Origin of the sequence: Chromobacterium sphagni (assembly GCF_001855575.1) — a bacterium.
GTDB classification, from domain to species: Bacteria; Pseudomonadota; Gammaproteobacteria; order Burkholderiales; family Chromobacteriaceae; genus Chromobacterium; species Chromobacterium sphagni.
Genome location: NZ_MKCS01000004.1, coordinates 123,989 through 147,663, shown reverse-complemented (window position 1 = coordinate 147,663; position 23,675 = coordinate 123,989). Strand labels below are relative to the sequence as shown.

The following is a 23,675-nucleotide window of genomic DNA, read 5'->3' as shown; positions in this document are numbered from 1 at the left end:
GCGCCTCGTTAAAAGCCAACTGCCCGGTCAACGCAAGCCTCCCTCCACTCCGCGCGGCCCATACCGGACTAGCCACGCCCTTCGCCAACCCTGCGCATTAGGCGGCAAGAATAACATACTGTATAAATTTGTTATAGTTTAATACATATTATAGTACTATTTTTTAAAGGAAAATCACTCCATAGGACAGGGGGAAAAGCTCAATAAATTATCAAATTCCAATTTAAATCAATAACATACAAAACAATCCATCGACCCCAATGACAGCACGGCAAAACTGCAACACCGCGCTTGCCAACATCATCCACAGATGCAGAAATTTCTTGCTGCTCGTCAATACAAAAACATATACTATAGTTAGTATTATGATGAACTTTATTTTAATGCCCAAGTAAAATCGCATCTACAAAAGCCCCACCTCACGGGATGACCCTCGCCAGTCCGCGAGCAACTCAGGCATCGCTCAGCCACACCGACGGCGAGGCATGGCACACCGCATTCAGGAGATATCGATGACTTACAACAACTCACACTCCACGGCATCGGCTGAACACACCACGGAGGTTGTGCTGAATCTAGAGGACCGCAACCATTTCCTCCACATCGCCCATGAAGCTCAACGCGAAGTGACAAATGAACAGCAAAGCTCAGCCCCAACACGCAAAACCAGTCTCGACCATCAAACCCCACACCCCAAGAACGCAATATGATCTCTTGGCCACAATGATCAGAAATTATCCATGCGCCCGCAAAACGCACTTGAAAACTATCGACTTCAATGCCTTGCAGTCAGAATGCTCGAGCAGGCGGCTCTGGATATGGCGACCCACCTTCGAAGCCCTGACGAAGCTGGCATCACCAAACAAGAGCGCTACATGAGAAACCAGGCGGCAAGCCATCGGCTGGATGCGGAAAGGTGGCTATGCAATAACACCGAACAGGCGGATGGCCTGAATTTTCTGCTCTGCTCTGCCGTCATCGGGGATCACCTGAAACTGGACAGCCTACCCACCGATGAAATAGCCCGGTGCATACGAAAAGCAGTCATGCGGACCCCCAGCGAAATGGCATTGATCCTGAGTAATCTGCGTAGACAGATGATGAGCGAAACAGCCACCGCCGAATAGGCATCCGCTTCGACACCTCATGGAATATTTTGGCAAAATGAATACGAAAAAACTGAAGATATTTGATTACGATCCAGCGTTTCTCTATGCAGAAAAACCTGCCCTCACCCCATATCAGGTACGCCACCGGGGCAAGCCCGTCGCCGGTTCTGCCATCTTGCCCCATGGCACATTTGTTCTGATTGATCAACTCAATGGTTTTCTTTCATTGAAACATTTGGTCGTCAGAGCTTTCCTGCATCAAGAAGATCGGGAACTAAGCACAAGAGCCCTAGTCAGTGAACATCATGAACATCAAGATAAAAAATGGCACAGCTGCATTATTCAGCAAAAAGACGTAATCCAGGACTTTGGTTGCTACTCAAGCTATATCTCGCGAGCAGAAAATACCCAATGGCATGAAACTCTGCTGCGATATCAATCACAATGGCATGGCTCGCTTGACATGATACGACTGATTGAATTCCTGAAAAGCACCAATCCACCGACAACTCGAAATGCAATCCATGCCGCCGAGAACCAGCTGAATCACTGGTATCAACTTGCCGCCAGGGCCATTCACCATCTCGCGCCTCAAAACATGCCATATGCCTAATCAGCAACAAAGCTCCGTGCAATTCAAACGCACCAACCAGTTTTTACGCGCCACGTATGGCAATTTCCGGATTGAGCTATTCTCATCGGAATCATTTAAAAATACCATAATCATAAATATAGAAGTATTTGACGAGAATGGAATTTTCCAAAACTCTCTTGAAAAAAAGGCGGAATTCAGCACGCTGGATGCCGCCTTCATGATCGCCCACGGCACAACGGAAGATCTGCTGATGATACTTCACCGCTGCCAGCAACTAGCTTTGGGGGCCATTCACACCAGATCAAGCATAGGCCACAAGTCGGACGCCACGCTGACCGGGCTGAAAGAAACATTATCCCTCCCTTGGGGCATTGGCATCTGACGGCGCACCATTATCGTCTTGCCCGATAAAAAAACCCTCCACCAATAGCAGAGGGTTTTCGTTTGGGATGCGGGCATCTAGCCGCACGCACCGAGTAGAGTCAGTCGCGATTGCCGCCAAAGGCCAACAGCAGTTGCAGCAGACTGGTAAACAGGTTGTAGATACTGATGTAGATGGACAAGGCAGCGGAGATATAGCTGGTCTCGCCGCCATCCACCACCATCTTGACCTGCCACAGAATCATCAGCGAACTGAACAGGGCGAAAGCCGCGGACAGCATCAGTTGGAACGCAGGCATGCGCAGGAACAGGTTGGCCACAATCGCCACCATCAGCACGATACCGCCTACCATCAAGAAATTGCCCAGGCCACTCAGATCGCGCTTGGTGGTGGTGGCGATGCCCGCCATCACAAAGAAAACCACCGAAGTGGCCGCGCCGGCAGTCATGATCAACTGGCTACCGTTGGTGAACTTCAGTGCAAACTGCAGCAAGGGCCCCAGCAGCACGCCCATCATGAAGGTGAAGCCCAGCATCAGGAACACGCCAGCCGAGCTGTAACGGTTTTTCTCGATGGCGAACACCAAACCGTAGAAAACCGCCATGATCAGTAGCATGCCGATGATCGGGCTGCCTGCCAGGAAGGCGAAACTCATGTGGGTGCCCACAATGGCGCCCATCACGGTCGGGATCATCGACAGGCCCAGCAGGCCGTAGGTATTGCGCAGAACCTTATGGCGTACATCCGCCATAGGGGTCGATTGATAGGCCGTTTGAAAGTCCGGGTGCATGTGAAACTCTCCTGAGTTGGTTGTTCTGTAGAAACGCTTGGAATTGTAAGCAAGAGACCATGCCAAAGGGAATAAGTTTCCGCCATCCACCAAACACTTGTCTTGGCCGGGCACTTAGGTTAACATCAGGTCCTCTTCTAGCCAGAAGGTGGGTGGCAATATCCCCATTTTCAAGCCCTGAAGGATGCGAGAGTGGCGGAATTGGTAGACGCACTGGATTTAGGTTCCAGCGCCGCAAGGCGTGAGAGTTCGAGTCTCTCCTTTCGCACCAACCTAAAAGTTCTAAGTCCCCTCAAAACACCGCCCCCCCCATACAGAATAAGGCTTTTAAGCCAGCTCTAGCGGTTTACAAAATCAATATCCTACGCACTTTTACACCGTTTTCCGCTATAGTTTGTCCCACCAGTGACTCAGGAATGGCCGCCTACGAACAGCGCGGCGACAAATGGCGCGCCAAAGTGCGCAAAGCCGGCGCCATCCAAAAACGGAAACATTTAAGCGAAAATCTGACGCCGTTGCCTGGGCAACGAAGCGTGAAGCTGACATTGAGGCCGGGAAAGTGGGATTGATCCCGAACAAGTCCTTCGCTGAATTGCCAAAACGGTATGCGGACGAGGTCAGCATCAACAAGCGCGGCGCCCGTTGGGAGCAGATGCGCATCGCCATGCTCATCCGGGAGTACACGCAGCTTTGCGAGACTCGCCTTCCTGACCTGGGGCCGGAAACTTTCGCAGCCGCGCCTGCAATTGGTCAGCCCTCGCGCCGCAGCAGCACATGGATGCGTCGCGCGCCGTAGCGAATGCGCGTGGCGGCGATCTCGCAAATCCGCTGGCGCTCCGCACGGTCATCGCGGGATCGGGGTCGATAAAAATAGGTGCCTTGCCGCAGTTGAATGACGGCAGTCGCGCGGCGAATGCTGACGCGGTAGGCGGCGATCAGGAAGTTGGCCAGCTCGCGTCTGCGAGCCGGCTTCACAGCTTTTTTTGGATAAAGTCCTGCAGCATCTGCTTGTCCAGGCTCAGGTCGGCGACCATGCGCTTGAGCCGAGCGTTCTCTTCTTCCAACTGCTTGAAGCGGCGCAGCTCGCCGACGCCGAGACCGCCGTATTTCTTCTTCCAGTTGTAGAAAGTGGCCTCGGAGACGCCCATCTTGCGCCAGACCTCGTCGACGCTGGTGCCCGACTCCGCCTGGCGCAAGGCGAAGGCGATCTGTTCTTCGGTGAACTTCGATTTCTTCATGACAAATCTCCTGCCCGGATGGGCTTAAATTTGCCAGAAATCTCTACTTTTCGCCGCTACGTTTTTGCGGGAGGAGGTCATGATTTCTCGCTTGAGCAAAGCACATTCTGGCACCTGCTGATCATAAAAAAACCACCAAATATCATCCACACGACCATTTACCGACTTGCCAAGCTTATCGTGGACTTCCTTTGACAACACCATGCTGCCAGCGCTAGCTGTTTGATGTTTCCTTCAATTCATATGGCTCAAGCGTGTAGCCACAATACCGTTCCTACGTACACGCCGATAGCAATGATGCTGAGGCATGTACCGCAGGCGATCATGCTGGCGGAGCGACCACTCTTCATGTAGTGGGTCTCAAGTACAATGATATTGGCTGCCGGTGGCAAAAGCCCGATCAGGTACAGAGCTGGTTTGTTCTCGGTGACCAAGGTTATGTCGTAATGCTCGCAGACCAAGATAAACAAACTGGTCAGGGCCGACACAGTCAAGAGGCGTGCCACGAACGGTAGCAACGCTTTTTTGAAGTCAGCGGTTTTCAGTGGCGTCGCCGATAGCCAGATACCAAGTATTGCCATACCAAGGAAACCCATCAGGAATTTTAGCAAGTCGTATATAGGCTTGGCGTAGTGTTCAATCTGTCCACCAAAGGGGATGCAGGCGAGTCCCAGCAGCAGCGCCCATACAGGTGGGGCCTGTATTGTTTGACGAAGACGGGTCTTCAGGTCTTGGCCATGGGCCATGAGGCCTACGCCTACTGAGTTGCCGAACAGAGAGCTGCCCACATAGGCGGCGATGATGACCATCGCCGCTCCGTCGCCAAACAAGGTGCTGGCGATAGGGAGGCCTAGCCATCCGATGTTCAGGTAGCAGAAACACAGATTCTTCACTGGGTCGCGGGTAAAAACCCGGCTCAGTAGCAGCATCAGCCCCATCATGGCGATCATGCCGAGCATGATGGCAAAGACACCGGACCGATGCGTGGCAATGTTGTAGATAATGACCGATGGAATCACCCATTTGGTTAACATCGCAGATGCACGTCCCTTGATTTCAAACGGGACTCGGCTTAGCCCAAGCCCAACCAAGAGGTATAAGAGAGGAGCGAAGAGCGAAATTGACATGTCAAATACCTACCGAGTTCTTTTTGGTCATCTCAATGGCCCATTGCCTGGCCCAGTGCCCTGCACAACGTGCATTGAACCAAAATGCATTTGTTGAGAACAAACTTCCCTTGTTCAAAGGCCCCAAGCTATACAGCCCTGGTACTGGCTTGCCGTTCACCTGACATTGGAAGGTCAGCGGATGAATATCTATGCCGCCGCAAGGATGGGCCTCGATGAGTTGCTGTTCCGTTAGGTTGCGCAGCAAAGGTGAGTCGATCAAATCTAGCCGATTGGTACCCCCAGTACCATCTACCAAGTTCTGGGCACGAATGGTTTTCCCGGAAGTGGTTTCCAAGACGAACTGGCCATTTTCCCAATACGGTGAATTTTTCCCCTGATGGATGTGCAGACGCTGCTCTCTGGCTGCAGCAGCCAGTTCCGCGATGACTTCATAAGGAATAGGATGCCGCCAAGCCGCCCAACCCGCACCGTAATTAATGTTGAAGGAAATTCGGTCTTCAATTGGCATAGAACGCCAGAGTTTATGCATGTACGGTCTGGTAGATACCAGGATATCTTGATAAGGCAAATCCGCTGCCTGGGATCTCTCCATCAGATATTCAAAATATTGTGCTGGCCTGTGTTCTCGCAGAATCTGCATTGCCGGTATCCGCTCACCGCCATCCGGCAAGCGCTTGCATTCTTGTTTGAGTGTTTTCAGAAAGTACTGCAGCCGAACGGAGCCATTCTGCTCTTTCAGCAATGTGGTCCAATTCAGAACTACCGGTATGTAACGGTTTTCTTTGGTCAGGCAGGTGGGGGCAAAGCCCTGTCTCGAGAAAAGATGGATCTCGTTATTTTTCCCTTGGTTCAAGGAGCGGAATGCATCAACAGCAGTCAGGCCCGAACCTGCAACCAAAACCGGCCCTCCCTTGACCTTGGAAAATTTAGTGTGGTGATCGATAAAACCAGGCTGTTCCGACAGTTGCCTAAAGTTGGTTCCATGCAAAGAACCTAGACAAAGCATAATTTTATGCGCTGTTACAGTTTTGCCGCTCTCGCTGCGTAGTTGGTAGCCAGGAGTTTGAGCTGTTACCACTTGAACCGTTTCGTGAAACTCTTCGATTTCCAACAAACCGGAACGAGCAATGTCCTGATAAGTCTCCTGCAAGAATTTGGAATAGACCAACCGATTGGGATAGAGCTCGTTGGCGTTGCCCTTGGCGTTCATCCAGTGGGCGAATCCGACAGGTTCACTGTTGGAAACGGAAAGCATGCTGGGGGGGGTATTGACTTTATGGATAACGTCAGCATCTCCGAATGCGTGCCCACGGGCAAAAGCTGCTCGGGGACTGAATAGGGCAATCCGTGGGGCTCTTAGCCCGGATGCGTAAACTTCATCCTGAATTTGTTTGAGAAGGCTAACTCCAGTCGCTCCAAACCCGACAATGGCAAGATCAAACAATTGCAATCCTAACGACATAAATTGGGTGCGTATTCTATTTGCAAAAAATATCATCGTCAATTAAGTTGATGCAACTTTGGACTTGAAATGATGTGGGCGCACACGCCAATTTGGACCGCCCCGGGCTGGACTGTCCCGGGTACCGTAGACAAATTTCTGCCTCACGCCGAAGCCCTTTCAAAAGCCTCGGGGCTGATGCCGCCCAGGTAACTATGGCGGCGGGTTCGATTGTAAAAAACTTCGATGTAATCGAATACATCTGACTTGGCCAAGTCGCGGGTTTTGTAAATCCGTTTGCGGATACGCTCCTTCTTCAGACTGCTGAAGAAGGACTCAGCTACGGCGTTATCCCAGCAATTGCCACGTCGGCTCATGCTGGGTTCAAGGTCGTGGGAGACGCAGAAACGGTGCCAGTCATCACTGCCATATTGCGACCCTTGGTCCGAATGAACCAGCACGCGACCAGTCGGCTTGCGCCGCCACAGCGCCATCAGCAGGGCGTCCAGCGCCAATTCGCGGTTCAATGTCGGTTTCATCGACCAGCCCACCACCTTGCGTGAGAACAAGTCGATCACCACCGCTAGATAAAGCCAGCCCTGCCAGGTGCGGATGTAGGTAATGTCCGTTACCCAAGCTTGGTCAGGCTGTGATGTCGTGAATTCACGGTTCAGATGGTTGGGGGCCAACAAAGAGGGGCGCCCTGCAATGGGCCGTGGGGCTTTATAGCCGCGCTGAGCCTTGATTCTGTGTTGCCGCATGATTCTGGCGACACGATGCTTGCCACACTGCTCGCCGATTTCGCGCAGGTCACCCAGAACGCGGCGAGATCCATATACCCCACCACTGGCCCGCCACGAGTCACGAATCAGAGCCAGTAATCTAGCATCTTCCTTGGCGTGGTCGGACTCGGGGCGATGTAGCCATTGATAGAAGCCGGCGCGGGCAACTTGCAACAAACGACACATGGTCGTCAGTGGCCAGGCATGACGATGCTCGTTCATGAAGCGGTACTTCACTCGGACTCCCTGGCAAAGTACCGCGCGGCTTTTTTTAGAATATCTCGCTCTTCTTCTGTGCGCCGCAGTTGCGCCTTCAGGCGAAGGATTTCGCTCTTGGCCTCGATCAGCTCGGCAGCCTGTTTCTCCGAGTTATCCGGACTGACTGCTTTCACCCATTTGTACAGGCTGTGGCTGGAACCCCCAAGCCGAGCAGAAACTTCGGCTACGGAGTAGCCACGCTCGGTGACTTGTTTGACGGCTTCCTCTTTGAATTCTGGGGTGAAACGCGGTGTGCTCATGGACATCCTCCTATGCTCAAATCATAAGGCAGGAATGCCTACAGGAGCCGGGGCAGTCCACAAAGCGCTTTGCGCCGGCCAAGAAAACCGGGCTTCAGCAACAATGAATCGCGACCTCCTCAAAACTACGCACTAAAATTCACCCCGTATACAAGGCGAAAATGGCGACTGGTTCAACTCTGGGCGCCGACAGCCGCCCATCAGCGCCAACACATGCCGGATAGTCGCGCCGAATACGGGAGTTATTAGTCGAAAAGAGAGGAATCTCATGGGCATCGTCACCACAACTGAGCAGCTGGGCCGCATTGTTCAGGAACACCGCGCCTATACCCACCCGATATTCCAGCACTGGTCGCATGCCGCGCCGAATGCGGAAGAATGCGCAGCGTTGCTCCACCAAATATTGACGCTATGCGCCGCCACCCGCCCCGGACAAGCCTTCCCAACGGCGCTGGAAGCCATCGGCCTGGTCCGCCAGGCTCAGTTGATGGACGAGATCGCGCTCTCCAGGCAAGGAAATGGCGCGGAGCTTGCCAGAATGGCCGGCCACATTGTCAACCGCAGCGGCATGCATGCCAAATTTGCCGATATCGAAGACCAGCAGCAACTGGAAGCCGGCCTGCGGGATGCATCGAACAGGCTGTTGGGCGATCAGCCCGGCTATGAGCATGCCACCGGCCTCATGCAGCAGACACGCCGCGCCATGGCCGCTTTCCAGCGCCGCGCGCGCAGCGATTTCGATTCCAGCATGCGGAATCTGGGCACCGCCTTCGCGCTGGAGATCATCTTCAATCGCTCGCTGATACCCGGCGCAAAACAGGCCCTGGTGGACGCCGGACACTACGGCGTCAAGCTGGACGACCCGGAGATGCGCTATCTGCGGAACCACTGGAAAGAGGGTGGCGGCGAAAGCCGCGACGAGCACTGCGCTCGCGAAGCTCTGGCCGCCACCTTGACGGCAACAACCGCTCCGCTGATTCTGGAAGGCATGCTGGATTTTCTCGATTCGCTGGCGGAGTTATGGGATGCGCTGGACCAAAGCCTGCTGCACTCCCGCGCCAGCAACACGGCATAGCCGCCGCATTCCGGAGAGGCTCCGCCTGACGGCAGGGCCATGACAGCGCGCCTAGCGCACGCACACCAGCGAGCACGCCTTCATAGCCACCGGATTGGGGTTGCGGACCGTCTTGACATACTTGCTCGCCCGGCAACTGCCATCCATCTCGAAAACATACTCCTCCAGCACCGGATATTGCTGGTCGGACACATGGGCGGTCACCGCCTGCAGCGCATGTCCGCTCAGCCCACCGATCTCCTGCTCGGCAAACCCGCCGCCACCAACGATATCGATCTGATACATCCATCTGGCGCCATCGAAGCGCCTGATCCTGTCTTCCTCGCCCGACACCTGCGTCAGCGAGTGACTGCCATCCGACGCGGTCACCACGCACTCGCCCGAGCAATGATAAACACCGCCGATATCGCGCAGCTCGCCGCATTTTCCCGCGCCAAGGACAAGATCGTCGGCCCAGGCAGGCGCTGCGCAAAATTGCGCAGCCAGCAGCAACGCCGCGCCCCACCCCGCATGTCGGTTCATAAGCCCTCCTCAACAGCCTGAGACTCACTCCGCCCATTCATTCAACATGACAAAACAATGAACTGAGAACCTCAAGAAAGACAAAGCCATGCCTGCAGAACCAGGCGACGGGCCTGCCACCATCAACAGCATGCCGCGACTGGCACGTCGTTTCCATCTACAACGGGAAGGCAGCTGCCTGACACAGATCCCGCCCACCAATTCCCGCATGGACGTCACCCAGGCCAGACCAACGCTGGGGCAGCCTGGCGCGGAAACCCTGCTGTACAGTGGATGCAGTTTCAGGCCGAGACAAGACGACACCGCCATCTCCCCCCAGGCAAGGCCAAGCCAGCCCGGACTCAGAGCGGAAACTCCGCCTCCACCTCGTTGCCGCCGCCGCGGTAGACCAAGCTCGAACACAAAGCGTGCACCATCGCCACGCCGCGGCCATGAGGATGGCTGTATTGATTCCGTCTGAGCCGCTCCATCAGCGAGTGGTGATCGAACCCCTCTCCGCTGTCGCTCAGCCGGATATAAATGCAGTCTTTCCGCTCGTCGCGTCGACGCTCGAGCAGCAATGCTATCCTCCCTTCCTGCAAGGCATTCAGACGCTCTCGCCGCAGCACAAAATAGCGTTCGTAACCGTCTTGCTGATCCTTGATCTTGGAGTCCAGCCGCAATACGCCGTGATCCAGCGCATTGTTGAACAATTCGGAGATAATCAGCAGCACCTGCTTGAACTGCCGGCCGCGCAGGCCCAGCTGGTTCAGCCAGCCAATCAGCAAGGGGATGGACTGATCGCGGCGCAGCTCCGCCGCATTGAATTCCAGCCTCACCTGCCAACTGGACAGCTGGCCGCCGTCGTCGCGCCCCACATGATCGGCAACCCGCCCCAATACCGCGTTCACGCCGGCCTCAAGGCGAATCACCCCCAACGAGATGTCGTCCCGATTCTTGGCGCCCGCCAGGTGCTCCAGCACCGCCAGCCGTATCGCATCCAAAGGCGCGCCCTCTCCCGCCCGCGACAACGAGTCCAGCACGCCCCGGTTGCCAAACTGCTCGCCTCGGCTGTCCTCGGCCTCCGTCAGGCCATCGGAACACACCACCAATTGTCCGGTCTGCTCCCAAAAATAGGACTCGCTACCCCAGCGGAACGCCTCCGCATCGAAAATGCCCAATGGCGGATATTGCGACTTCCATTCCTTGAGCAAGGTGCCGTCGTCGGCAACGAACATCACGCAGGGGATGCCGCCGTTCCACACCTCGATGCAACCCAGCTCCCAATCTATGGTGATTAAGGCGGCGGCGACAAAGCGGCCTATCGGCAACAGGCGGTTCAGCTTGGCGTTGATCTCCCGCGCCATTGCGGTAAGGGGAAAACCGCGCCGAGCCATCGCGTAGAAGATGTCCACCGCCGGCAGGCAAGCCAGCGCGGCGGACAGCCCGTGGCCGGTGCTGTCCGCCAGCATGAGGCATAACTGGCCGGTGGGAGACAGCGCGCGCGCCAGCACATCGCCGCTGAACTGCTCGGCCGACAGCTGCCAACTGGAAACGCCGGGCAAATCCTGCTCCTCACTGCCGACTATGCTGTCCAGAACGTGCTTGGCGAAAAGTTGCTCGCGCTCGTTGACGTTGTAGTAGCTGAGCAGTTTTTTCGAATCCGCCGAAATCCGGCTCTGCATCTCGCAGATGCGCTGCATCACGCGGATCTTGGCCGCCAGCATGGTGAGGTTGATCGGCTTGGCCAGATAATCGTCGGCGCCGATGTCCAGGCTGCTGATATGCGCCTCCTCGTCGCTGCGAGCGCTGAGAAAAATGATGGGCAGCCAACGGTCGCTGCAAAACTGGCGGATCTGCCGCGTAGCCTCGTACCCGTCCATCACCGGCATCATCATGTCCATCAGAATCATGTCCGGCAATTGCCGACGGCACTGCTCCACGGCCTGCTGGCCGTTCTCGGCATACCAGACAGCATGCCCAAGCTCTTCTATCACCAGCCCCATCAGCAGGCGGGTCGGCTCCACATCTTCGGCTACCAACACAGTAAAAGCGGGTTCCATCGCTGCGTCCTGATGATGAAAATGTCAAAAACCCCGCTCAAACGGTCGATTCAGCGGCGGCCAGATGGCCATCTTGCGGAGCCTTGGATTCCTGGGGCCGGAATGGCAAGACAACCAACAACTCCAGGCTGCGAGCGCCGCCATCCGCCATAAAATGAAAAATGGATTGTCCGTCCAGCCAAGGATGCTAAAACCCTTAACTGCGATATGGCGCATCAAGACACCCATGTCAAACGAACGGGAGCAAAAACCTCCTGGCATGCCATAATTAGCCGCCATATCCTGCAAAGCCTATCCTTGCAGCCTCCCATGGCTGCCACGACCTCCATGCAATGCCGACAACATGGATTGGGTTTTGTTGCATAGCCCCGCCGTCCGTTGCGGTATGCTGAGTCGATGAACACCGCAACGCCCCAGAACAAGAAGGCCAAGCAGCGTTACACAACCACGAACTGGCATGACTACGATGCAGCTCTGGCCGCACGCGGATCGCTGCTGGTCTAGCTCGACAAAGACATGCAATGGCTGGCCCAACCAGCCGGCAACAACGGCCGGCCTGCCAAAACTTAACCTCATGACCAAGAGCGCTGAGTTGCCGGGCCCAAACGTAGTGAACCTGGAAGACGTTCATTTCATTCTGTTCAATCTGCCATTGCGGCAGGCTCTGGGGATGGTGCAAAGCCTGCTGCAATTAGCTGGACTGACTGGCCGGTGCCGGATCACTCCACCGCATGCCGTCGCCAGCGCACCTTGCAGGTCAAGATCGGCTATCGCCGCAGCAACGGCCCGCTGCATCTGCTGATCGATAGCACCGGCATCCCGTTTCTCGGCGAAGGCGAGTGGAAACGCAAAAAGCACGGCGCCGAATATGGTCGGCAGTGGCGCAAGGCACACCTGGGCATTGACGCCGAAACGCTGGAAATCCGAGCTGTCGAGGTGACCGGCAACGGCGTGGGCGACGCGCCGACACTGCCGGAGTTGTGAATGCAGCTGGCGGATGAGCCGGCTGCCACGGCGACGCTGGATGGCGCCGATGACGCACAGGGTTGTTACGCTGCGCTGTTTGGCCGAGAGATCATGCCGATGATTCCGCCGCGCAAGAATGCCAAGCCGTCGAAGTCGAAAATCACCGGCAGCGAGGTGCGCAACGCCGCGATCGCGGCGTGCAAACGCTTGGGGCGGCGAATCTGGAAGCATTGGAGCGGCTATCACCGCCGCAGTCTGGTGGAAACGAAGATGCACGGTTTCAAGCGACCGTGTAGCCGGGTGATGGCGCGCACCTTTGATCGACAGGTGGCGGAACTGCAAGTGCGCGCAGCGTTATTGAACCATTTTACCGCTCTGGGCCGCCCCCCCGAAGACCGTGGTGGTGGCAGCGATGAACTGAATTCGCCTTGGGCAAGGGGACACTCGTTCTTGGGCGGGGCAACAAAGCCCATATGCAATACTAATGCACAAACAATGCAATCAAGATAATGATGGGAATAGGTATGCCCAGAAACAACAGAAGTAGCGAACGCATAACTATCCCCTCCCGAAAATAAGTGTCTGGTTTATTGATTCAGCGGTCGCGATGCCGCCCTCCGTAGGTGGCCGCCAGACTGGCAAAAAACGCTCCTATCAATAGTGAAATAAACAGCCAAAGCGCTACATAGGCAGATGCCTTGCGTGCTTTTTCAGCCGCTTCCTTCGCCATAGTTTCTGCATTGCTTAAGGCGGTCTGCATACGAGCATAGGTGTTTTTCACCCGTATTTCGGCGTCTTGCTGACTAAGATCAGTACGCTGGGCGACCAATTGACCAACATAGCGCACATCCGCAGCAGGTAGCGCATCGCCTCTTACCAAGCTGTTCATGAAGATTCCACCCACTTCGGCAATTGGTCTCGCTGTTTCAGGGTTAGACGCAGAGTCAAGTTGTCTCGAAACAGGTTTTGCGCCCCGACGGAATAGAGAATCCAGAAGATAAACCGTCGATCCTTGCCCAGCGCCGCTGGGCCCCGCCATCTGGAGTGTGGGTATTGTCGAGGCACCGACGGCAGTCGCGGCCACGCCGACGCCATTGTTGATAATCGATCCAATCACTGACGTCAGCAGCGTTGCCGTTATCAGAGCGGCTAGCGCCCACGCTAGAAAACCATGCGCGGTATCGCGGAAATAGACCTCGTTGGTATGCCCGGAAACCCATTTTGTCCTCAACCTGCCGGCGAGGTAGCCCCCCATGCCGGAGGCGAGCAGTTGGGAGATAGTGATCCAGATAATTGCTGAGACGCCGAAGGTAGTTGCGGTAACGCCGCTATAGGCCCATGGTGAGACGGTGGAAAGCTCCAGTCCGGCGCCAAGAAGCAGTAGGATGAGGGATAGCGCCGCTGTGGCAACTGCGCCGGCCACAATGGCACCCCAGGATACGGCGCTGGGGGTGGATATTGCTGGGCTATTCTCTAGGGCTATCGTATTGTCGATATAGCCGCTCTGTTCGTTTGGCTTATTCATGATGGTCTCGAGGTAAATTTCACAACTCGCCAAATTGCGGCGCACTTGGGAGGAATGTCACAACCAGACCTTGATGCATCGGCAAAAAAGTGTCTGTGCGTTACCACACATGGCACATTGGACTGTCCCAGCTCCTATAGGCATTCCTGTCTTCAGACCTTTCCTAACTTTTTAACACATTCTCTTGCCAGGTTTTCTTTAAACACCTTAATCAACAAGCATATATCTTGCTTGGCTAATTTACTCGGCCATCCCTCCCTGGTTTCTGCTATTACTTTTCGACACTTAACTCGGGCAACAATTAAGATATGGAGTTTATGCTCGTCTGTCTGCCTGGCTTGTGCCACCTTTAAGAGATTGTCTACGCGACGAAGTAAAGAAGGGCTGATATCTTTTCCTTTTTCAGAAATCAATCTTAGCATTTGAGTTAGTGCGTCGATGAAAGTATTATCTTCAATCAACATTAATTCCTCTCAAGTAGTGTTCCGCAAATTTTATAGTGCGTATCACCCACCTGAAAATAAGACTAATCTTAAAAATACTTTGTTAATGGTATGGACGCTCCCTTCCTGACCAGGGCAATCGCACCTTCACGTCATAAAGGCGACATGCCCAGCAACTCGGCCAACGCGTCATCACCCCAGCCTGCCCGTTTGCGCCGCACCCGCATGCTTTTCTTGGCCTGATACGGCGAGCTGCGCAGCAGGTTGAGCGCAAATTTCAGCAGCAGCGCAAAATTCTGCGGTCCATGATCTTCGTGCAATGGGCAGTTATCTTCCCGAAAATCACATCCAGACACCAATGCAGGCCATTTTTGATCGCCCAATGACGGCGCACCGCCTGCGCCAGCTCTTCCGCGCTCAACGCGCGCGACGACAAATAATAGCGCTGCTCCAGCGCCGATTGTCCGCGACCATCCAGCCGCACCGAATCCACGCGGCCCACTGTTTGGCAACTGGGCCAGGCCTGAGCATCGACAATGCCTTCCTCCGGGGCAATCACGACATGTTGCAACACCGTGCGGCCATGCCCCTTTTGCGCGCTGGCCACTCGCTCGGTGGGATGGTCATGCAGCGCGCACGCTACGGCCTGGCGCAGCTTGGGCTGGTTCTCCTTCACCGCCAGCAAATAGTCCGCTTTACGCGCCACGATGGTCTGGGCCACCTCTTTACTGGCAGCCCATCGCATCCAGGCTGACCAGACAGCCCTCCACATCCAGCGCAGCCAGCAACGCCAGTATCGCAGTGATTTCATTGCTTTTGTCAGCAACTTTCTCCTGCCCCAGCGCCAAGCTCAGTTCAGTTCATTAGCGAAGGCACTGACCATGTGCACCGGGCTGTGCGCGCCGCGAGCGGTGCCACGCAGGCATTTGCCATCGATGGCGATCTGCTGGAACGAGCCCAGCAGTCCTTGCGTCCAGCTACGGAAGGCGTTCTCGAACTGCTTGGGATCCAGCAGTCGGAACATGCGGTTGATGGTATCGTGAGAAGGAATGCCGTTCTTCAACGGCAGGAAGCGCCGCAGCCAAGCCTCCTTGACCTCCGCCCACTCGACCACCTCCACAAAACTCTCCGCCCCCGCGAAGATGGCGCACACGGCAATCACCAAAATTTCGTCCAACGGATGGGCAATGTAGCGCCCGGTTCTCGGCTCAGGCACCTCGGCCAAATGTTCCATCAACGTCCTCATCCCGGTAAAACCCGGGAGTTCACCTCAAGTCTGGGCAGGTTGGCAAGTCTGTTTATTTATGACAAGAAGGTGAGATTGCCCTGATGCACATGTGGCTTGCTCAAAAAATAAAATTAAGTCTTTGGTTTAATCTTCCTAATATATACAACTTCGACTCTATCACCAAAAACACCACCAAAGAATTCACCAACTCTGAGCTTGATTTCGAAATCCTCATTTTTCGGTGTATAAACCTGCAGCACAATCCTAACAGGCCAAACCATCTTATTTGATGTCACGACTTTAACAACACAGCCGGGGTAATTCTTTTGCAACCATTCGCGGGCCATCTCTCGCGCAACTCTATCCCTTCGCCCCATCTCAAAATAGATACCATACACAGCAAATGGAATGATAAATAAAACTGGAATTACATTCTGCATCAACATCCCCGGCCACCTTGCTATAACTTTGCGCGCCCAAAGCGCCGGGCTGTCACTCTTTCACCCAGCAACTTGAAGCAATGCATCTTGGTTTCGACCAAGCTGCGGCGATGGTAGCCACTCCAGCGTTTCCAGATAGCCCTGCCCAATCGCTTGGTGGCCCGCAGAATCTCGTTTCGAGCCAGCACACCCGGCGAACTTCCTTTCCACCGCCGCGCATTCTTGCGCATCGGGATGCACCCGATTGCGCCTCGCGCGGCAATCGCCTCATGACATGCCTTGGTATCGAAAGCCCCGTCGCCACTCACGCAGGCTATCGGCTCATCGACCGGGATTTGCGCCAATAGCGAAGGCAGCATTTGCGCATCGCCCTGGCGCTTGTCTGTCACCTCCATGGCGCGGATTTGCAGGGTTTTCGCATCGATGCCCAGATGCACCTTGCGCCATTGCCGGCGATACTCCGCGCCGTGTTTCTTAGTTTTCCACTCGCCTTCGCCCAGCATTTTGATCCCAGTGCTATCCACCAGCAGATGCAGCGCGCCTGAGCTTTTCTGGTAGGGAATCTTGACCTGCAGCGTCTGCTGCCGCTGTAGTCGGGGATGCTCCAGTCCAGGCCCGCCAGCTTGAACAGGCTTTGAATGAAACCGATGGTTTGCCGCAACGCCAATCCAAACAGTTTTTTGATGGTCAGACAGAATTGAATGGCGGCATCGCTATAGGACTGCGCTCGGCCTCGCTTTCCCTGCGGTTTTGCCTGCCACATCAAGCTTGTGTCGAGCCAGATGGACAGGGAGCCGCGCAGGATCAGCGCTTGGTTGTAGGCTTTCCAGTTGGTGGTTCGGTAGCATTTCGGAACGGGCTTGGGCATGCCGCTATCTTAACCAAGCCGCTGCGTTGGCAGATTTTTGCACAGAGCTGGTTGGCAAGTCTGTTTGTTTATGACAAAAAGCTGCGATTGCCCTGCTTCCTGACCGGGTAGTCCAATGAAATAGTGCAAACAGGCATGCAGGTCGATGGAGTCATCCTGATAGTCGCTAGCTGATGAAGAAAATCTGGCCCGGACTGTGGAAGCTGCCAGCGGCAGGATGGCAGGCTGTTGCGAGATAGCGAATAGGAGATTGGTGATCATGAGTGTCGGCAATTTTGAATTTGCACGAATTCAAATCACGCCATGACCTAACACTTGCCGCCAACAAGCATGTTGATAGGCAGTCGACATATGCGGGCCGCAGGCCAGGCTACAGGGCTGCGAACAGCTCTATCATCCGGTATAGTAATCCTCAAGCCTCCTCCCCCAGCAAGCCCAGCAAAACAAATAGGGGGTACAACTGGGGTACCAAATAACTGGCCAATCAATTGAATCCAGTTAAATCAAGGATTTAAGCTGAATATGCTATTAATGATCGACAACTACGACTCCTTCACCTACAACTTGGTCCAGTATTTCGGCGAGCTGGGACAAGAGGTGAAAGTGTTCCGCAATGACGAAATCACCATACAGCAGATCGAAGCGCTGCAACCGCAATATCTGGTGGTATCCCCCGGCCCCTGCACGCCCAACGAAGCCGGCGTGTCCGTGCCCGCCATCCTGCACTTCGCCGGCAAGCTGCCCATCATGGGCGTCTGCCTGGGCCACCAGGGCATAGGCCAAGCCTTTGGCGGCAAGGTAGTGCACGCCAAACAGCTGATGCACGGCAAGGTGTCCCCGGTGATGCACCACGATATTGGCATGTTCCGCGGCCTGCCCAATCCGGTCACTTGCACCCGTTACCACTCGCTGGTGATAGAGCGCGAATCGCTGCCGGACTGCCTGGAGATCACCGCCTGGACCGACGACGGCGAAATCATGGGAGTGCGCCACAAGACGCTGCCCATCGAAGGCGTGCAGTTCCACCCGGAATCCATCCTCACCGAGCACGGCCACCGCATGTTGGGCAATTTCCTGAAGGAATTCGCCTGATGCCGGGGCGGTTGACGCTGATCCTCGCCCTGCTGGCCTCGCCGGCATGGGCTGGCGCGCTGGACGACTGCAGCCGAACCCAGGCCGACACCCAGGCCATCGCCTCCTGCCTGAAACAACGCCACGCCGACATCCACCAGCAACTGATCGCACAGGAAGACAAGACTCTGGCGGCGATGCGCCAACTGGACCGCGCCACAGATAACCGCTTTCATGCTGCCCGCGCGTTGCGCCGCGCCCAGCAGACTTACCAGGCGTATCTCCAGCAGCAGTGCGACTGGCTGGCGGCCAGCCACGCCAGCGGTAATGGCGCCGACCGCGCCCGCCTGGCCTGCGAAATCGACCTGGACACGCAAAGGCTGACCGACCTCGCCCGTCAAGGCACATAGGAATCCATCATCATGATCAGCCCGCAAGTGGCACTGAACCGTCTGATCGACGGCAATGAACTGTTTTACGACGAGATGCTGGACATCATGCGCCAGATCATGCGCGGCGAGCTATCGCCGGCGCAGACCGCGGCCATCCTCATCGGCCTCCGGGTCAAGGTGGAGTCGGTGTCCGAAATCGCCGCGGCGGCCACCGTGATGCGCGAATTCGCCACCCCCGTCCCGGTGGCCGACCGCAGCCATCTGGTCGACACCTGCGGCACTGGCGGCGACAAATCACACACTTTCAACATCTCCACCACCGCGGCCTTTGCTGCCGCCGCCGCCGGGGCTCGCGTCGCCAAGCATGGCGGCCGATCGGTATCGTCCAGTTCTGGCAGCGCCGATGTGCTGGAGCGGCTGGGCGTCAACCTGGCGCTTACGCCGGAACAGGCCGGCCGTTGCATCGACGAAATCGGCCTTGGCTTCATGTTCGCGCCCAACCACCACAGCGCGATGAAACATGTTGCGCCGATACGCAAGGAACTGGGCGCGCGCACCATCTTCAACATTCTGGGGCCGCTGACTAACCCGGCCAATGCCGACAAGCAGCTGATGGGTGTGTTCCACCCCGACCTGGTCGGCATCCAGTCACGGGTGCTGAAACAGCTTGGCAGCCAGCACGTGATGATAGTGCATGGCTGCGACGGCCTGGACGAATTGACACTATCCGGCCCCACCATGGTGGCCGAACTGAAAAACGGCGAGATACTGGAATATCAGCTGGAGCCGGAGGAGTTCGGCCTGATGCGCTGCGAGCTGAAAGACCTGCGCGCCGACACCGCGGAACAATCCCGGCTGCGCCTGCTGTCGGTGCTGAACGGGGAGCCGGGCCCGGCCCGCGACATCGTGCTGTTCAATGCCGGGGCCGCGATATATACCGCCGATATCGCCCCAAGCCTGGCCGACGGTGTTACCATGGCGCGCGAAGCGTTGGACAGCGGCAAGGCGCGCCAAAAGCTGGACCAGCTGGTTGCCCTGAGCCGGCAACTTGGCAGCTGAATCCCGACAAGACGGCGGCCAATCAAGACGGTGCCGCCCTTCAAACACTATCGACCGTAACAAACCATCATGAACAAACTATCCAAAGACATCTTCAAAGCCTATGACATCCGCGGCATCGTCGGCAAAACCCTGACCGCCGCCGTTGCGCACCAGATTGGCCAGGCAGTGGGGTCGGAAGCGCTTGCCCGCAAGGTGCAGGCCATAGTGGTGGGGCGTGATGGTCGGCTGTCCGGCCCTGAACTGTGCGAAGCGCTGGCGAACGGCATCCGCGCCGCGGGGGTGGACGTCATCGACGTGGGCCGCGTGGCCACTCCCATGCTGTATTTCGCCGCCCACCAGTTGGGCACCCTATCCGGCGTGATGGTCACCGGTAGCCACAATCCGCCTGACTACAACGGCTTCAAGATGATGTTGGCCGGCGACACGCTGGCCGGCGACGACATCCAGAAGCTGTACCAGCGCATTGTCGACGGCGATCTCAGCCAGGGCGAAGGCGGCTATCGCACCGAGGATGTCGCTGAAGCCTACTTCGAACGCATCACCTCGGACATCAAGCTGGAGCGCCCGATGAACATCGTGGTGGACTGCGGCAATGGCGTGGCAGGTGCCTTCGCCCCGCTGCTGTACCGCCGCCTGGGATGCAAGGTGCGCGAGCTGTTCTGCGATGTGGACGGCAACTTCCCCAACCACCACCCGGATCCGGCCAAGCCAGAAAACTTGAAAGACGTGATCGAAGCGCTGCAAAAGACCGACGCCGAGATCGGTCTGGCCTTCGATGGCGACGGCGACCGCCTGGGCGTGGTCACCAAGAACGGCAACATCATCTGGCCGGACCGCCAGCTGATGCTGTATGCCGCCGACGTGCTGGAGCGCAATCCCAAGGCCAAGATCATCTTCGATGTGAAGTCCACCCGTCTGCTCAAACCTTGGATCAAGCAAAACGGCGGCGTGCCGGTGATGGCGCGCACCGGTCACAGCTTCATCAAGGCCAAGATCAAGGAAACCGGCGCGCTACTGGCCGGCGAGATGAGCGGCCACGTGTTCTTCAAGGAGCGCTGGTACGGCTTCGACGACGGCATCTACACCGGCGCCCGCCTGCTGGAAGTGCTGTCGCGGGTGGAGGATCCGAGCGAGCTGCTGAACGCCCTGCCCAACGCGGTATCCACCCCTGAGCTAAACCTCAAAATGGCGAAGGAAGGCGAAAACCACGCGCTGATCGCCAAGTTGCAGGAATCGGCCAAATTCGACGGCGCCGAAGAGGTCAATACCCTCGACGGCCTGCGAGTGGAGTACAAGGACGGCTTCGGCCTGGCCCGCGCCTCCAACACCACCCCGGTGATCGTGCTGCGCTTCGAGGCCGACACCGAAGAGGCCCTGGAGAGGATCAAAGGCGACTTCCGCCGCGTGCTGGGCACCGCCACCAGCGCCAAGCTGCCGTTCTGAACCTGAACGCCGCAGGATGAAATACCAGGGGACATGGGCCAACCATGTCCTCCTTGCATTGAAAGGAAACCCATGTACCAACAGGCTGCCAGCCACTTCACCACCGTGCGCGACCTGCTGCGCTTCGCCGTATCGCGTTTCAACGAAGCCGAACTCACCTACGGCCATGGCACCCACAACGCCCACGACGAAGCGGCCTACTTGATCCTGACCGCGCTGCAACTGCCGATCGAACAGCTTGACCCCTATCTGGACGCCAAGCTTCTGCCGTCCGAGATAGCGGAAGTGCTGGAATTGATCCGCCGCCGCGCCGAAGAGCATGTTCCGGTGGCCTACCTCACCCACGAGGCCTGGCAGGGCGAATTCAGCTTCTACGTCGACGAGCGCGTGCTGGTGCCGCGCTCCTTCATCTATGAACTCCTGGGCGAACCGCTGGAGCCATGGATCGAACACCCGGAACTGGTACACCGCGCGCTGGACCTGTGTACCGGCTCCGGTTGCCTGGCCATCCAGCTGGCCCACCACTACCCCGATGCCGAAGTCGACGCGGTGGACATCTCGCTGGACGCGCTGGAAGTGGCGTCGATCAATGTCGAGCATTACGGCCTGCAAGACCGGATCAACCTGATCCATACCGACATGTTCGAGGGCATAGAGGACAAGTACGACCTGATTATCTCCAACCCTCCCTATGTCGACGCCGAATCGGTGGAGACGCTGCCCGAGGAATACCTGCACGAACCGGAAATCGCGCTGGGCTCGGGCGAGGATGGTCTGGACGCCACCCGCGAGATCCTGCGCCGCGCGCCGGACTTCCTCAACGAGCGCGGCGTGCTGATGGTGGAGATCGGCCACAACCGCGACATGCTGGAAGAGTGCTTCCCCACCCTGCCCTTCATGTGGATGGAAACCCAGAGCGGCGACGGCTTCGTCTTCCTGCTGACGCGCGAAGATTTGGTATCAGCTAAAATCTAAACAGACCGAAAAGCCGCCAAACTAAAGGGTTTGGCGGCTTTTTTCATTCCATCCCGGTTCGGGCTGGAACAGTGACAACCTGGGGTGTCGCGGGGTACATTTGGGGGAACAACAGGGGGTATCTGAAAAAATACCCCGTTCTTCCGAGGTGAACACATGCCGCTAACAAAGCTGGAAATCGACCGGATCACGCCAGGCGAAAAACAAGTGAAAGTCACGGATGGCCAGGGCCTTTACTTGCTGGTCATGCCCAATGCCGCAAAATACTGGCGCCTGAAATACCGTTTTGCAGGCAAGGAAAAGGTTCTTGCCCTGGGTGTCTATCCAGAAGTGTCGCTCAAGGAAGCGCGGCTGAAGCGAGACGAGGCACGCCGCCTGCTGGCTCAGGGAGAAGACCCTGGCGAACAAAAAAAGAAGAACGCACGCAAGCAACTGGTCGAAGCCTCCTCCACCTTCCAAGCCGTCGCCCAGGAATGGTGGAACAAAATGTCTGCGGAATGGGCGCCCACTCATGCAACCGGGGTCTGGCGCTCACTGGAAATCCACCTCTTCCCCAAGCTTGGCGACCGTCCGATCCGTGACATCAGCGCAATGGACTTGCTGCTCGTCCTGCAATCTGTTGAAAAACAGGGACTGCACGACACGGCAAACCGACTTCGTGAACGCTGCAATGCCATCTGGCGAAGAGCGGTCAAAACAGGCCGGGCCGCGGCCAACCCTGCTGCAGACCTTGCTGGCGAACTGATCACCCCCATCACAAAGCCACAGCCATCCTTAACGCGCGAGGAGTTGCCAGCCTTCCTCGTCGCCTTGGGCACTAACGAACACATCTCGCTGCAAACCAAATACTTGATCAAGCTCGTCATGATCTGCTTCACCCGGATAGGTGAAACGGTCCAGGCGAAATGGGATGACTTCGATCTGGATAAAGCCATTTGGACCATCCCGCCGGAGACCCGAAAGCTGAAGCGAGTGCTCAAAGCCGCCGCCGCACCCCACATCGTCCCTCTTCCTTCTCAAGCGGTAGACATCCTAAGGCAGTTGCACATGCACCGTGTAGAGGGAAATGATTTCGTCTTCCCCAGTTTCTTCTATCGCGGCCGGCATATGAGCAAAGCCACACTGCTCAAGGCATTCGAACGCATGGGGTATAGCGGCAAAAATACGGAAAATGGGCATGTAGTCACCCACGGCTTCCGCGCCACCGCTTCCACCATTCTGAATGAAGCCGGCTTCAACCCCGATGCCATCGAGCGGCAGCTGTCTCACAAGGAACCAAACCAAGTACGGGCCGCCTACAATCGCGCTCAATACATGGAAGAGCGCCGGACAATGCTGCAAAGCTGGGCCGACTACCTCGACAAAGTCGAACAAGGGGGAGATACCACGCTGCTGGCTGCCATGCATGCATAGCGCGCATGAAAGCGCATGAGCCAGGGGCGGCCCGCCATCCGGCGATAGCACCGCATGGCGGGCCTTTGTGGGCCGTTCATGCAGGTGCATGATTTCCCGCACATGAAGCGCGGGGGCGAGGCGGGGCTTCGATTGCGCGCGCAGGGTGCTGGCAACCCTTCCTGCCTGGTTTGCCAGGGGGATACATAAGCCTTTTCACATATAATGCGCCCTTTGCCTGCCACT

The 23,675-nt window shown here is 56.5% G+C and carries 22 protein-coding genes, 1 tRNA gene and 4 pseudogenes; 14 read left to right on the top strand and 13 right to left on the bottom strand.

The annotated features are described in order from the left end of the window. Positions 1–512: 512 nt before the first annotated feature. From BI347_RS23800 to BI347_RS21255, 4 genes are read left to right on the top strand one after another with little or no spacing between them, the layout of a single operon-like run. On the top strand, positions 513–710 hold the full coding sequence (locus BI347_RS23800; RefSeq protein ID WP_139167007.1) for a hypothetical protein: 198 nt from the start codon (positions 513–515) through the stop codon (positions 708–710). 30 nt (positions 711–740) lie between these two features. Beyond that, on the top strand, positions 741–1,127 hold the full coding sequence (locus BI347_RS21260; RefSeq protein WP_139167006.1) for a hypothetical protein: 387 nt from the start codon (positions 741–743) through the stop codon (positions 1,125–1,127). 19 nt (positions 1,128–1,146) lie between these two features. After that, a complete protein-coding gene (locus tag BI347_RS23795) occupies positions 1,147–1,722 on the top strand; it encodes a hypothetical protein (protein WP_139167286.1) in 576 nt (191 codons plus the stop codon). A gap of 16 nt (positions 1,723–1,738) precedes the next feature. Further along, entirely contained in the window at positions 1,739–2,086 is a 348-nt protein-coding gene (locus BI347_RS21255) for a hypothetical protein (RefSeq protein ID WP_139167004.1), read from the top strand. 100 nt (positions 2,087–2,186) lie between these two features. Here BI347_RS21255 and BI347_RS21250 read toward each other — a convergent pair whose 3' ends face one another. Beyond that, positions 2,187–2,876 (bottom strand): Bax inhibitor-1/YccA family protein, encoded by a 690-nt coding sequence (locus tag BI347_RS21250; RefSeq protein WP_071113327.1) that lies wholly within the window; start codon positions 2,874–2,876, stop codon positions 2,187–2,189. Between the two features lie 186 nt (positions 2,877–3,062). Here BI347_RS21250 and BI347_RS21245 point away from each other — a divergent pair. Beyond that, positions 3,063–3,147 (top strand) — tRNA-Leu (locus tag BI347_RS21245). Positions 3,148–3,292: 145 nt separating this feature from the next. Next, complete coding sequence (locus BI347_RS24065; protein WP_158020834.1) at positions 3,293–3,445, top strand: hypothetical protein; 153 nt, start codon at positions 3,293–3,295, stop codon at positions 3,443–3,445. Positions 3,446–3,629: 184 nt separating this feature from the next. On the opposite strand, the pseudogene BI347_RS24725 reads toward BI347_RS24065, so the two are convergent. The 4 genes and pseudogenes from BI347_RS24725 to BI347_RS21215 form a co-directional block, all read right to left on the bottom strand. Further along, positions 3,630–4,114: pseudogene (locus BI347_RS24725) on the bottom strand (transposase); the annotation flags it as partial. Positions 4,115–4,362: 248 nt separating this feature from the next. Further along, entirely contained in the window at positions 4,363–5,241 is an 879-nt protein-coding gene (locus BI347_RS21225) for an AEC family transporter (RefSeq protein WP_071113323.1), read from the bottom strand. 1 nt (position 5,242) lies between these two features. After that, positions 5,243–6,688, bottom strand: coding sequence for an FAD/NAD(P)-binding protein (locus BI347_RS21220; RefSeq protein ID WP_158020833.1), 1,446 nt, complete (start codon positions 6,686–6,688; stop codon positions 5,243–5,245). 161 nt (positions 6,689–6,849) lie between these two features. Then, a protein-coding gene (locus BI347_RS21215; protein ID WP_204378093.1) for an IS3 family transposase occupies positions 6,850–7,985 on the bottom strand; the annotation gives its coding sequence in 2 pieces (ribosomal slippage) (positions 6,850–7,733 and positions 7,733–7,985; 1,137 coding nt in all). A 268-nt stretch (positions 7,986–8,253) separates the two neighbouring features. On the opposite strand from BI347_RS21215, the gene BI347_RS21205 reads away from it, so the two are divergent. Next, entirely contained in the window at positions 8,254–9,060 is an 807-nt protein-coding gene (locus tag BI347_RS21205) for a hypothetical protein (RefSeq protein WP_071113319.1), read from the top strand. 51 nt (positions 9,061–9,111) lie between these two features. On the opposite strand, the gene BI347_RS21200 is transcribed toward BI347_RS21205, so the two are convergent. Together BI347_RS21200 and BI347_RS21195 are read right to left on the bottom strand one after the other, a co-directional pair. Continuing rightward, positions 9,112–9,582: a hypothetical protein gene (locus BI347_RS21200; protein ID WP_071113318.1), complete on the bottom strand. Its 471-nt coding sequence runs from the start codon at positions 9,580–9,582 to the stop codon at positions 9,112–9,114. A 341-nt stretch (positions 9,583–9,923) separates the two neighbouring features. After that, positions 9,924–11,624, bottom strand: coding sequence for a SpoIIE family protein phosphatase (locus BI347_RS21195; RefSeq protein WP_071117020.1), 1,701 nt, complete (start codon positions 11,622–11,624; stop codon positions 9,924–9,926). A 396-nt stretch (positions 11,625–12,020) separates the two neighbouring features. Here BI347_RS21195 and BI347_RS23125 point away from each other — a divergent pair. After that, positions 12,021–12,977 (top strand): annotated as a pseudogene (locus BI347_RS23125) (IS5 family transposase); the annotation flags it as partial. 208 nt (positions 12,978–13,185) lie between these two features. On the opposite strand, the gene BI347_RS21180 reads toward BI347_RS23125, so the two are convergent. The 6 genes and pseudogenes from BI347_RS21180 to BI347_RS23780 form a co-directional block, all read right to left on the bottom strand. Then, positions 13,186–14,115 (bottom strand): hypothetical protein, encoded by a 930-nt coding sequence (locus BI347_RS21180; protein ID WP_071113316.1) that lies wholly within the window; start codon positions 14,113–14,115, stop codon positions 13,186–13,188. A gap of 152 nt (positions 14,116–14,267) precedes the next feature. Next, positions 14,268–14,579, bottom strand: coding sequence for a hypothetical protein (locus BI347_RS23790; protein WP_139167003.1), 312 nt, complete (start codon positions 14,577–14,579; stop codon positions 14,268–14,270). A gap of 256 nt (positions 14,580–14,835) precedes the next feature. Then, positions 14,836–15,792, bottom strand: a pseudogene (locus tag BI347_RS21175) (ISAs1 family transposase). 125 nt (positions 15,793–15,917) lie between these two features. After that, positions 15,918–16,232, bottom strand: coding sequence for a hypothetical protein (locus tag BI347_RS23785; protein ID WP_139167002.1), 315 nt, complete (start codon positions 16,230–16,232; stop codon positions 15,918–15,920). A gap of 26 nt (positions 16,233–16,258) precedes the next feature. Then, a pseudogene (locus BI347_RS23120) lies at positions 16,259–17,094 on the bottom strand (IS5 family transposase); the annotation flags it as partial. A gap of 9 nt (positions 17,095–17,103) precedes the next feature. Further along, on the bottom strand, positions 17,104–17,355 hold the full coding sequence (locus tag BI347_RS23780; RefSeq protein ID WP_139167284.1) for a hypothetical protein: 252 nt from the start codon (positions 17,353–17,355) through the stop codon (positions 17,104–17,106). Positions 17,356–17,616: 261 nt separating this feature from the next. Between BI347_RS23780 and BI347_RS21165 the strand changes: the two genes are divergently transcribed. From BI347_RS21165 to BI347_RS21140, 6 genes are all read left to right on the top strand, one after another. Next, positions 17,617–18,186, top strand: coding sequence for an aminodeoxychorismate/anthranilate synthase component II (locus tag BI347_RS21165; RefSeq protein ID WP_071117016.1), 570 nt, complete (start codon positions 17,617–17,619; stop codon positions 18,184–18,186). Next, entirely contained in the window at positions 18,186–18,575 is a 390-nt protein-coding gene (locus BI347_RS21160) for a lysozyme inhibitor LprI family protein (protein WP_071117015.1), read from the top strand. Before BI347_RS21165 ends, BI347_RS21160 begins: the two co-directional genes overlap by 1 nt. 12 nt (positions 18,576–18,587) lie before the next feature. After that, positions 18,588–19,616, top strand: coding sequence for an anthranilate phosphoribosyltransferase (trpD, locus tag BI347_RS21155; protein WP_071113311.1), 1,029 nt, complete (start codon positions 18,588–18,590; stop codon positions 19,614–19,616). Between the two features lie 69 nt (positions 19,617–19,685). After that, the gene (locus BI347_RS21150; protein ID WP_071113310.1) at positions 19,686–21,062 is read left to right on the top strand and encodes a phosphomannomutase/phosphoglucomutase; all 1,377 of its coding nucleotides are present in this window, start codon (positions 19,686–19,688) and stop codon (positions 21,060–21,062) included. 72 nt (positions 21,063–21,134) lie between these two features. Beyond that, entirely contained in the window at positions 21,135–22,037 is a 903-nt protein-coding gene (gene prmB / locus BI347_RS21145; protein ID WP_071113309.1) for a 50S ribosomal protein L3 N(5)-glutamine methyltransferase, read from the top strand. Positions 22,038–22,193: 156 nt separating this feature from the next. Continuing rightward, positions 22,194–23,450, top strand: a complete 1,257-nt coding sequence (locus BI347_RS21140; RefSeq protein ID WP_071113308.1) for a tyrosine-type recombinase/integrase — start codon at positions 22,194–22,196, stop codon at positions 23,448–23,450. Positions 23,451–23,675 lie beyond the last annotated feature (225 nt).